The sequence below is a fragment of the Paenibacillus sp. 01L418 genome (genome assembly GCF_056400045.1).
Window position 1 is genome coordinate 1 of the sequence record NZ_JBFTSN010000240.1, and the last position, 9,893, is coordinate 9,893.

Annotated in this window: 8 protein-coding genes; 6 read left to right on the top strand and 2 right to left on the bottom strand. The window is 44.2% G+C overall.

Annotation, left to right across the window (positions count from 1 at the left end; all coding sequences use genetic code 11):
• Positions 1–2,284, top strand: a 2,284-nt coding sequence (locus tag AC1DSE_RS22930; RefSeq protein WP_477528236.1) for an adenosylcobalamin-dependent ribonucleoside-diphosphate reductase, incomplete at its 5' end; no start/stop codon positions are given.
• Positions 2,285–2,758: 474 nt separating this feature from the next.
• On the opposite strand, the gene uppS is transcribed toward AC1DSE_RS22930, so the two are convergent.
• Together uppS and AC1DSE_RS22940 are read right to left on the bottom strand one after the other, a co-directional pair.
• Entirely contained in the window at positions 2,759–3,475 is a 717-nt protein-coding gene (gene uppS / locus AC1DSE_RS22935; protein WP_441882851.1) for a polyprenyl diphosphate synthase, read from the bottom strand.
• A gap of 34 nt (positions 3,476–3,509) precedes the next feature.
• On the bottom strand, positions 3,510–4,304 hold the full coding sequence (locus AC1DSE_RS22940; RefSeq protein WP_477528237.1) for a lipid II flippase family protein: 795 nt from the start codon (positions 4,302–4,304) through the stop codon (positions 3,510–3,512).
• 274 nt (positions 4,305–4,578) lie between these two features.
• Between AC1DSE_RS22940 and AC1DSE_RS22945 the strand changes: the two genes are divergently transcribed.
• From AC1DSE_RS22945 to AC1DSE_RS22965, 5 genes are all read left to right on the top strand, one after another.
• Positions 4,579–5,259, top strand: a complete 681-nt coding sequence (locus tag AC1DSE_RS22945) for a FadR/GntR family transcriptional regulator (RefSeq protein ID WP_441882855.1) — start codon at positions 4,579–4,581, stop codon at positions 5,257–5,259.
• Positions 5,260–5,354: 95 nt separating this feature from the next.
• Complete coding sequence (locus tag AC1DSE_RS22950; RefSeq protein ID WP_477512169.1) at positions 5,355–6,683, top strand: ABC transporter substrate-binding protein; 1,329 nt, start codon at positions 5,355–5,357, stop codon at positions 6,681–6,683.
• A 60-nt stretch (positions 6,684–6,743) separates the two neighbouring features.
• A complete protein-coding gene (locus tag AC1DSE_RS22955) occupies positions 6,744–7,634 on the top strand; it encodes a carbohydrate ABC transporter permease (RefSeq protein WP_339209580.1) in 891 nt (296 codons plus the stop codon).
• A 1-nt stretch (position 7,635) separates the two neighbouring features.
• Positions 7,636–8,463, top strand: coding sequence for a carbohydrate ABC transporter permease (locus tag AC1DSE_RS22960; RefSeq protein WP_076269999.1), 828 nt, complete (start codon positions 7,636–7,638; stop codon positions 8,461–8,463).
• A gap of 7 nt (positions 8,464–8,470) precedes the next feature.
• Positions 8,471–9,673, top strand: a complete 1,203-nt coding sequence (locus AC1DSE_RS22965) for a trans-sulfuration enzyme family protein (protein ID WP_477512167.1) — start codon at positions 8,471–8,473, stop codon at positions 9,671–9,673.
• Positions 9,674–9,893 lie beyond the last annotated feature (220 nt).

Consider the following 9,893-nt stretch of genomic DNA (forward strand, 5'->3'; position numbering starts at 1 on the left):
GGAAATGTGGGATCGTCTTGCAGATGCGATGGCATCCGTTGAAGATGGATCAGAGAAACAAAAGGAATGGCGAGACAAATTCAGATATTTATTAGATGATTGGAAGCTGGTTCCGGGCGGGAGAATTGCAGCGGGGGCTGGTGCTAGTGAAGAGCTGACGCTATTTAATTGTTATGTCATTCCCTCACCAAAGGATAGCCGCGGAGGCATCATGACAACACTCACGGAGATGACTGAAATTATGGCGCGCGGCGGCGGCGTTGGGATGAATTTATCTTCGCTGCGACCTCGAAGAGCGATAGTTGCAGGCGTGAACGGTTCATCGAGCGGTGCTGTATCATGGGGCGGGCTGTTCAGCTATGCAACGGGACTCATTGAGCAGGGCGGCAGCCGCCGCGGCGCCTTGATGCTTATGATCAATGATTGGCACCCGGACGTATTAGAGTTTATAACGGTCAAACAAACGATGGGTCAAGTGACCAATGCCAATCTGTCGGTATGTATCAGCAACGCGTTTATGCGGGCTGTAAAGGAAGATTTGGAATGGGAGCTCGTATTTCCAGATACCAAAGATATAGAGTATAACGAGCTATGGACCGGCGATCTGGATGCATGGCGCAAGCTAGGCAAAAAGGTTATCCCCTACAAAACGGTGCGCGCTCGTGAAATATGGCAAGCGATTATTGAATCCGCATGGAAGTCAGCCGAGCCAGGCGTTGTCTTTATGGAGTATTATAATCAAATGTCGAACAGCTGGTATTTCAATCCCATTATAAGTACGAACCCTTGCGGTGAACAAGGCTTGCCGGGCTGGGGCGTCTGTAACTTGTCAGCTATAAACCTATCGAAGTTTTATGATGAAGAGAAGCATGACGTTGCTTGGGATGAACTTGCTAAAGTTACACGCTGGTCTGTAAGATTCCTTGATAATGTCATCGACAAAACACCCTATCATTTTGAAGAAAATGAGCGCAATCAGAAGCTTGAGCGGCGTATCGGGCTCGGAACGATGGGACTAGCTGAGCTTATGATTAAGCTGCGCATCCGATATGGCAGCGCAGAGTCATTGGTTTTCCTAGATAAGCTGTATGGATTTATGGCTAGGGAGTCTTATTTGGCGTCTTCGGAAATCGCTGCCGAGAAAGGTTCGTTCCAAGCGTTTGAAGCTGATAAATATGTTCAGAGCGGATTTATGAAGCAATTGATAGCCGAATTTCCGGAGATTGGCGACAATGTGGCCCTGAACGGCATGCGTAATGTGACGGTCATTACACAAGCACCAACAGGAAGCACGGGAACAATGGTCGGAACGTCTACGGGAATCGAGCCTTATTTTGCATTCGAATACTATCGTCAGAGTCGTCTTGGTTTTGATAAACAAGATGTTCCGATTGCAGCGTCTTGGAAGGCGTCTCATCCGGGGGAGGAGCTTCCTGATTATTTTGTAACCTCGATGAGTTTGTCGGCAGAGGATCATATTCGGGTACAGGCGGCTATACAGCGCTGGGTAGACAGCTCTATTTCCAAAACAGCGAATTGCCCGGCAGATTTCACAGTGGAAGAAACAGGAAGATTGTATGAGCTTGCTTTTGAGCTCGGCTGCAAGGGTGTGACGATTTACCGAGATGGCAGTCGTGATGTTCAAGTTCTCTCAACGTCTTCAAAAGAAGAGAAAACAGAAGCATCATTTGATGCGGATTTGGTGGAAGCCGTTGTCCCTGCAGCCGTGCAACCTGAGCAGGAGCTGGATAAGCAGTATAAACGCAGACCGCAGGTGCTGCGGGGTGCGACCTATAAGGTGAACACACCATTTGGCATGGCTTATATTACGATAAATGATCTGAATGGCACACCAGCAGAAATTTTCTTGAACGTAGGCAAGGCAGGTTCGGATGTGTTTGCGATGGCTGAAGCATTAGGGCGTGTATGTTCGTTATTTCTGCGTTATGGCGATCATGGAAACAAGGTGAAGCTGCTCGTCAAGCATTTGAAAGGGATTGGCGGATCGGGGGCGATCGGATTCGGAGTCAACCGAGTGGAGTCCATTGCGGATGCCGTTGCAAAATCGCTTGAGATTCATATGGAGAATGGGACGGAGCAGGAGACGGCAGCGAAAATAGTGCAAAGAGAAGAAGCAGCAGCGTCTGCGGATTATACGGCGATCTCCAAAGCTGCTGTAGACACTACTTCCGTAGATTTGTGCCCCTCTTGCGGCTCGGCAGCGCTTATTAATATAGAAGGCTGCAAGCAGTGTACGCAGTGCGGTTTTAGCAAGTGTAATTGATAGGGTATAGAAATGAATTAGGCAAGCAAAAAAAGAGAACCTCATGGTTCTCTTTTTTATTTTGTGTAGTCTTTCCAATAATGCAAAAGAGTTAGGCTGGCTCTGGAAAGATATGATGACGCTCCAGCAGTGTCCACAATTGTTCGACGATATGGCTTAAAAGTCATATCGTCCCCGTATTGGCGATGAACGCAATTAGCATAACAAGCGATAATCAATTCAAAAAAATGGCGAAGAACAAAAAGCTGCTCATGCAAATGATTAATCGATGGGTCCCCTTATGAAATCGCAGCGTTAATGAATAAGTTTACCATTTTAAAACAAAAATCTAATGTTTTGACTCCACAGTTGGATGAGATTGCTCAGCAATTCAATGCCAAGTTTGTAGAAATAGCGAAACAAAACTAGCTTGATTTTCAAACAAAAAAGACCATTCTCTTCATATATGTGAAGGGTTTGGTCTTTGCAGGTTCATTATTCCCGTTCTTTTCTTTTCGAATAATTTTGTATCGCATCGTTCAATAGGGCATAGTTGAAATCCGGCCAGCTTTTATCCGTAAACCATAATTCAGCATACGCTGCCTGCCATAGTAGGAAGTTGCTCAGCCTCTTTTCACCGCTTGTCCGAATGATTAAATCAACCGGCGGATAATCGGAGGTAGCGATCGTTTTCTCAAATTGTTCATCGAAAGTGAGCGGGTCTGCTCCGCTTGCGATGAGCTTTTTTGCAGCTTGCAGGATTTCAGTTCTCCCCCCGTAATTAAGAGCCATATTTAGAAGCATGCCAGTGTTGTTCTTCGTTATTTCACAGGTTCGTTGAATGACATCCACCGTATGAGCGGGAAACGAGCTAATGTCGCCGATATAAGTTACTTTTACATTTTTTTTGTTTAGTTCTTCGATCGTTTGATTCTGAAAATATTTGATAGGCAGCTCCAATAAATAATCAACCTCGGCTTTGGGCCTTCTCCAGTTCTCCGTTGAAAATGCATATAAGGTCAAGCAGCTAAGCTTTAGCGAAATCGATCTTTTTATGATTTTCTGCATCGTTTTCATCCCGTAAAAGTGTCCAACGTTTCGTGGCAGCCCTTTGCGAGTTGCCCATCTCCCGTTGCCGTCCATAATGATCGCGATATGTTTTGGAAAATATTTGTAACGATCCTGCTTGAAAAATAAATGTGACCACAGCATGACTTTCCTCCTCAAGCAAGTTAACATTCTATTTTTATCTAGATACGACCCACAATATCAAGGTTGCTGCCGGTACGAGCAATAATTGTGCCAGTACGGTGCCCATCACACGGGACAACATAAGCAGACCGAATACTTTAGTTAACGCAGCGCTTTTTTTCTCTCCCTTTAGCACTTTATCCGTCAATAAGCCGATTTCAGGATCAATAAGAAGTGCCAGCAGTATCGTTGCTACCCCATTAATTAGCCCTGATGATTGAGATGCGGAAATCGCATGCTCGGTCGTCATAGAAGAAGCGAGTAAAGCAGCAAGCACGCCAATGGTATAGACCGCGGTTACGATAATGTTGAGTAAAAACAATCGTTTCGGTATACCGCCAATTCTTAATCGCGCCAGCATTCCCAGCTTTGGCAGACGGATGTGTGAACGCGAGTTTTTAAGTTTCTCTATAGATACTGTCGTTTTCAGCAAGCCTGGGATAGAGCCTGCTACCTCCAAATGGGCAATGACTCGTCTAGCCAGCATGACCGCGGTTGGAAATGCTAGCATCGCTGCAATTGTTCCTAGAGATGCGCTTAAGATTATGATTCGAAATTGCTCAATCAGTGAATACTCCATGGAAGTTTTAGCAGAATCGATGAGCTTTCCCATAAGGGGTGCTTGCACGCACAACGCTGTTCGCGATACGAGCAGGATAATGCCAGTTAGTGATATAGCGACTGCTATTTTTCCCATACGTACGCCAGCTAATCGAAGAGAATATGTAATCGTTTCTGCAAAATGAATAATAAACGTAAAGCTGCTAACTAGAATAATCTGCTCAAGCATGGCAGCACCTCTTTCCCTTATGGAGGTAAGATTCTACTATCATTAAATAGGAAATACCGAAATTAAAAAATAGAAAGTAAATAAGCAAGTTTTTCTTATTTTATGTTCGAAGGAGCATTCTCATCTCTCATCTAGCAAAATATTAGTTGTGAAAATGGTAAACGCAGACTCTATCGGCTTGTAAGCAATGCTTGCAAAAAGAGAGCGCTTTATTGACAAAATACATATAATCGAATAAGATTCACCTATCTGAAAGGTAAAAAGGATGATAGAAATGATTCAGAAAGTTAAGAAGCAAAATGTCCATGAGTTGGTCTCAGAAGAGATTCAAAAATACATCGAGGTTAAAGGCTTGCAGGAGGGAGACAAGCTTCCATCAGCTGAAGAACTGACAAAATTATTAGGTGTAGGACGTTCCTCTTTGCGCGAAGCACTGAGGTATCTTGAAGCTATCGATATTGTTAAAGTGGTGAATGGAAAAGGTATATTTGTTAATGATTCTGAGTCCTATCGCTATAGCGGAAAGGTGAAAATTGAGAATGAGAAGAAGTTTCTTCTTCATATTCTTGACGTGCGCAGAGCTTTGGAAGGAAAGGCTGTAGAGCTTGCTGCTATACGGATTAGCAACGAAAAAATCGAGAAGATGAGACAATGTTTAGAAGAGTATGATGTGTGCAAAAACAGAGGTCTGGATACATCGGCAATTGACTATAAGTTTCACCAGCATATTTATGATGCTGCCGCTAATCCGCTGCTTCACAGCGTCTATGAATCTATCTCTGAATTAATCAAACGTTTCTTTGCTGGCCCGTTCGGCGTTAAGGAATTATTTGATAATACTTATCCGTTCCATCGTACGTTATTTGACGGTATTGCCAAACATGATGTACAGCATGCATTAGCTGAATTTAACAAAATGATGGATATTATCGAGGAAACGATACGTCATTATTAATTAAAATTTGTTATTGACAAGATGAAAGTGCTTACATTATATTTAACCTATCATACAGGTAGATAGTATGACACTATGTCTCTAGGGGGATTCATATGTTTGGTAAACCAATGAAAACATGGATGTTATCCGCTTTGACGGCTGTAATGGTTTTTACTCTCACTACAGCTTGCAGTTCTTCAAATGATGGGAAAAAGCCTGACAGCGGAAGTAAAGAGAAAGTAATTACGCTTCGCATGATTGAAAGCTTGACCAGCCCGAGTCGTACAGCATTGATTAAAGCAAGCATCGACAAATTCATGGCCCAGAACACGAACATCAAGGTTGAATTGATTTCTCCACCGTTTGATCAGGCTGATAACAAAATCAGAACGATGTTGGCCGCCAAACAACCGCTAGACGTTTTGGAAGTACGCGATCTTAACGTTGCGGAATTCGTAAATAACAACTACGTAGAGCCATTGAACGATTACACAGGCTCATGGAGCGACTTTGGCACTGTAACGGCTGTTGCTAAATCCGTTGCTTCCGTCAAGGATAAGCTCTACTTCATACCAAACGGATTGTATCAGCGCCAATTGTTTTATCGTGCAGATTGGTTGAAGGAAGCGGGAATCAATGCTCCGGTTACCTACGAAGAGTTAGTTAATGCATCTGTTAAGCTGACGGACGCTGCGAAAAACCGTTACGGCTTCTCATTCCGTGGCGGTCCTGGTGCCAACGGTGTTCCGGATACATTGATTCAAGCGTACGACGCAGACAAGATCAATGTTGATGATGCGATGTTCCTGAAAGATGGCGGAACAATCTACTCTTCTCCAGAAGCCAAAACGGCACTAGATCTATATGTGAAGCTGTACAAAGAAGGATCACCTCCGGATTCCATTAACTGGGGCTTCCAAGAGCAGGTACAGGCATTTACTTCTGGTGTAACTGCATTCCTTTTGCAAGATCCAGACGTTATTCAAGTATTGAGCGAGAACATGCAAGAAGGAACTTGGGCAACGGCTCCAATGCCTACTGGTCCTTCAGGCAAAGCGATGATTTCTGCAGGTGGAGCAGGCTGGGGTATCACTTCCCACTCAGAGAACAAGGAAGCTGCTTGGAAATTAATTACGTTCCTATCCTCTCCTGAGGAGAATACACAGCTATCCAAAAGTCATGGTACTGTACCGATCCACTCTTCGGCTACAGAGGATGAGTTTTTCCAAAAAGGACCTTACAAAACTTTGCTTGATATGACGAACAAACCAGATACGTTCATCAATTTCAAACCGCCATTCGAATATCCAGCTAATGGACAATGGGGTACCGTCGCTATGGAAAGTGGTCAGGCGATGCTGCTAGGTCAAACTTCAGTTGAGGATACGTTAACGAAGTGGAATGAATATTGGGCGAAAGCGAAAGCGGACATGAAAAAATAATCTGAAAAATAGTGATGGGTGGCTCAGCAGCCGCCCATCGCATTTTCTAAGTCAAGGGCGGTGATTGCATTGAGAAAGCAGCGAACGTATATTTTGCTCAGCTTGCTACCAGCTTTGGTGTTGCTGCTCATATTTACGTTTTATCCATTCCTGCAAGGGGTAGTCATGGCGTTTCAGAACTACGTTCTGTTCGATCTGACAAACGTTCGATTCATCGGATTCCAGAACTTTGTAACCGCATTCCAAGATGCTAAGTTTCTGAAAGCAATGACGAATAGCGCATACTGGGTGTTTTTCTCCTTAACGTTTCAATTTTTGATTGGCCTCTCACTTGCACTGATTTTGCGTAAACCGTTTAAAGGCAGAGGGGTATATCAAGGGTTTATCTTTTACTCTTGGGCTTTGTCTGGTTTCTTAATCGGCTTGATTTGGAAATGGATGTTCAACTCCCAAATGGGCGTTATTAATGATCTTTTAATGCGCATCGGCCTTATTGATACTAGAATCGGTTTTCTCTCTGATCCAGATTGGGCAATGTCATCGGTCATTATCGCCAATGTATGGTACGGCATCGCGTTTTTTGCAATCATGCTGCTTGCGGCTCTTCAATCGGTGCCAGCTGATTTGTATGAGGCAGCGGATATGGATGGAGCGGGGAGCATTCGCAAGTTTGTTAATGTCACCTTTCCTTTTATTCTTCCTACGATTATCGCAACGACTTTGCTCAGAGCGATATGGATATTCAATGATCCAACGATTATTTACGGTTTGACTAACGGCGGTCCTGCGGGAACAACCCATATTTTATCCTCATTAATGCTGGATAAAATTATTTACGGCGGGGACTACGGGATGGCATCGGCAATTGGTGTTACGATGATCGGCATTCTAATCTTGTACACGATTTTCTATTTGTTTGTGACCAAGTCAGAAAAGGTGGGTGATTTTTAAGATGAAGCCACGCATACTGACAGGTCTGAAGGTGCTGTATCTAGCGTTGCATTTTGTAATCATGGTATTTCCTTTATACTGGATCGTCATTACTTCACTTAAGCCTCAAAAGGATATATTCTCTTTCCCGCTTCAATATTGGCCAAAGCAATTCACGCTGGATAACTACATCCAGATTTTTAAAATATCGAAATTCCATATTTACATCTTCAACAGCTTATTGGTAGCCGTCCTTGCTGCCGCGATCGTTATTTTTATTGCGACTCTAAGCGCATATGTCATGGCCCGCTTTCAGTTTAGAGGGCATAAACAGATTATGATGGCGTTTTTCGTTACGCAAATGCTTCCGGGATTTATTGCACTAGCTCCATTGTACTTATTGATGGCGGACTTGGATTTGATTAATTCAAGGATGTCATTAATTATCTGCTACACGGTTATGCTTATTCCATTCTCAACTATTATGCTTCGAGGCTTTTTCCAACGCGTTCCGAGCAGCTTAGAGGAGGCAGCCATGATTGATGGTTGTTCGCGTCTGACGGCGTTGTTAAGAGTGATCATTCCGGTTATGTTGCCGGGCATTGCTTCAACCTTCATCTTTGCATTTGTACAAAACTGGAATGAGCTGTTTATGGCTGTCATGTTTATCGATGACGAGGCATTGAAGACGTTGCCGGTAGCTATGAACTCCTTCGTTATGAAATTTGATGTCGATTGGGGTGCAATGTCGGCTGGAACGGTACTCTCGGTCATTCCTACCGTCGTATTGTTCGCTTTTGCCCAGCGTTTCATCGTAGAGGGATTAACACAGGGAGCAGAAAAAGGATAATAAATTCATGGAATGGATAGAGGGAAACGACATGATGGAGAGAAAAGAAATGGATAATCAACTGCATACAAAAGTCTCTCACGATCAGGTAGATAAACAACATTACGGTGCGGTAACCATACCGATCTATCAAAATAGCTTATTTACTTTCGAGAATCATGAAACCTTCGATCATGCGATGCAGGATGTATTAGCTGCCAACGTATATTCCCGCGGCAACAATCCAACGGTAAAATATTTGGAAAGCAAAATCGCCGAATTGGAGGGCGGTGAGCAGTCGCGCTGCTTCGCATCGGGCATGGCTGCAATTGCAGGAACGCTGCATGCGCTGCTTCGTTCAGGCGATCATGTCATCTGTGTTGATCAGGCTTACGGGCCAACACGAGAGTTTCTAAACGAAATGACAGAGAGATATCAGGTTGAAGTCACTTATGTAGATGGCAGTTTGCTCTCCGATTTCGAGGATGCAGTACAGCCAAATACAAAAATTATATACGTGGAGAGCCCTACATCAGGCCTTTTTCAGCTGCAGGATCTTGAAGGAATAGCTGAGCTGGCGAAAAAAACAGGGATCATTACAATGATAGATGGCAGCTGGGCAACACCTTGCTTCCAAAGGCCGTTGACTATGGGCATCGATCTCGTGCTGCATTCGATGACTAAGTTTTTTTCAGGACATAGTGATTGTCTGGGCGGAGTTGTAACTGGAAGTGCTGCGCTAATTAGTAAAATTGAGAACAAAGGGTATATGCTGCTAGGAGGAATCATGACCGCTCATACAGCGTCGTTAATGATTCGTGGTTTACGTACGCTTCCGCTTCGTATGGAGCGCCATCAGAAGAGCGGCATGATCATCGCGGAGTATTTGGAGAAACACCCTATGGTCAATCGTGTGAACCATCCAGGTCTTCGTTCACATCCTCAGCATGAATTGGCACAGAAGCAACTGGACGGATACAGTAGCTTGTTTTCTTTCGAAAGCAAGCTTCCCGTTGCTGTCATGAAGCAGTGGGCTGATGCGCTGCATTATTTCCGAATTGCAGTCAGCTGGGGCGGTTATGAGAGTCTCGTTACGGTCAATACAACGCCTGAGCGTAGAAACCCGGACGGAACAAACCCATCAGTAGCCAGATTGTACATCGGAATGGAAGATCCGTATACGCTAATCGATGATATGGAGAGAGCGTGGAAGCTAGTAAAAGCTTACTAGGGCAAATAGTGACTCATCGGGAATGATAGCTGCTATTTCACCGTAGTTGCTATAGCGAGCAGCAGTATTATTTTTTGAAGTGCAGGTYGTCGGGGGACGCTTGGCGGATTGCTAGCTTGGGAGCTTTAGAATCCTCGTTCCTTGCGGAGCTTATCGAGCGTATTTGGAGCAACTTGCGGATATTGGGATAGGAAACGAAGGCTGCTGAGAACCATTGAAG

Excerpts from the sequence above, each read along its gene's own strand:
- AC1DSE_RS22945 (WP_441882855.1), top strand. The coding sequence starts at position 4,579 with ATGATTCAGAAAGTTAAGAAGCAAAATGTCCATGAGTTGGTCTCAGAA.
- AC1DSE_RS22960 (WP_076269999.1), top strand. The coding sequence starts at position 7,636 with ATGAAGCCACGCATACTGACAGGTCTGAAGGTGCTGTATCTAGCGTTG.
- uppS (WP_441882851.1), bottom strand. The coding sequence starts at position 3,475 with ATGCTGTGGTCACATTTATTTTTCAAGCAGGATCGTTACAAATATTTT.
- AC1DSE_RS22965 (WP_477512167.1), top strand. The coding sequence starts at position 8,471 with ATGGAATGGATAGAGGGAAACGACATGATGGAGAGAAAAGAAATGGAT.
- AC1DSE_RS22940 (WP_477528237.1), bottom strand. The coding sequence starts at position 4,304 with ATGCTTGAGCAGATTATTCTAGTTAGCAGCTTTACGTTTATTATTCAT.
- AC1DSE_RS22950 (WP_477512169.1), top strand. The coding sequence starts at position 5,355 with ATGTTTGGTAAACCAATGAAAACATGGATGTTATCCGCTTTGACGGCT.